The organism is Vibrio sp. 03_296 (assembly GCF_002265885.1).
The window spans coordinates 1-633 of the sequence record NZ_NPKW01001226.1; the positions used below are offsets into that span (position 1 = coordinate 1).

Here is a 633-nt window from a genome sequence, read left to right on the forward strand (position 1 = left end):
ATAGTTTTGATAATCAGACTAGGAATTTTGGCAAATCTGGTTTGAAGTTTGAAAACCTAAAATGGATTTCTGATTGAGCCAACCGCCCTAACCTCGCGATTGCCCGAGAATTGAATGAGGCAATTCTCTGAATTTCTAGCGCCAAAGAATATGCGTCCGAAAAACAGCGCTCACAAAAGCCGGCTTGCCGACAAACACAAAACCAATCAGCCAAGGGAACAAAGAAAAWCCATAAMCMACTGATTTTAATTGATTAAGCATAACGCCGCGTTAAGGGGTGAATGCCGCCTAAACCAACTTTCCGCAGACCACTTTCACCACCAAAACCACCGCATACCAAAAATGCCACGCGGCATGAATCCCTCTTTAACGCTTGTATGGGAAATTATCCCCATTAATCGACCTGTTTCGGGTAATGTGAGACCCAGGCTTTAGCCGCAACTAAAGCTTTCTATGTTGTAGTTCGATTGAACGCTGGCTCCTCTATCGAGAGACCGATAACAAACATGAACGCGACATAGAACTCCAAGCACCAAACTCGAATACTCGACTGGGTCTCGAACCCGCATTACGCAAGCAAGAGTTAGCTTATTATGAATACAAACACACTTCAAAATATTAATGTCGGTGTGG

General features: G+C 43.8%; 1 protein-coding gene. It reads right to left on the minus strand.

The annotated features are described in order from the left end of the window. Positions 1-253: 253 nt before the first annotated feature. Positions 254-379 (minus strand): DUF3265 domain-containing protein, encoded by a 126-nt coding sequence (locus tag CIK04_RS31155; protein WP_128824628.1) that lies wholly within the window; start codon positions 377-379, stop codon positions 254-256. Between the last annotated feature and the right edge of the window lie 254 nt (positions 380-633).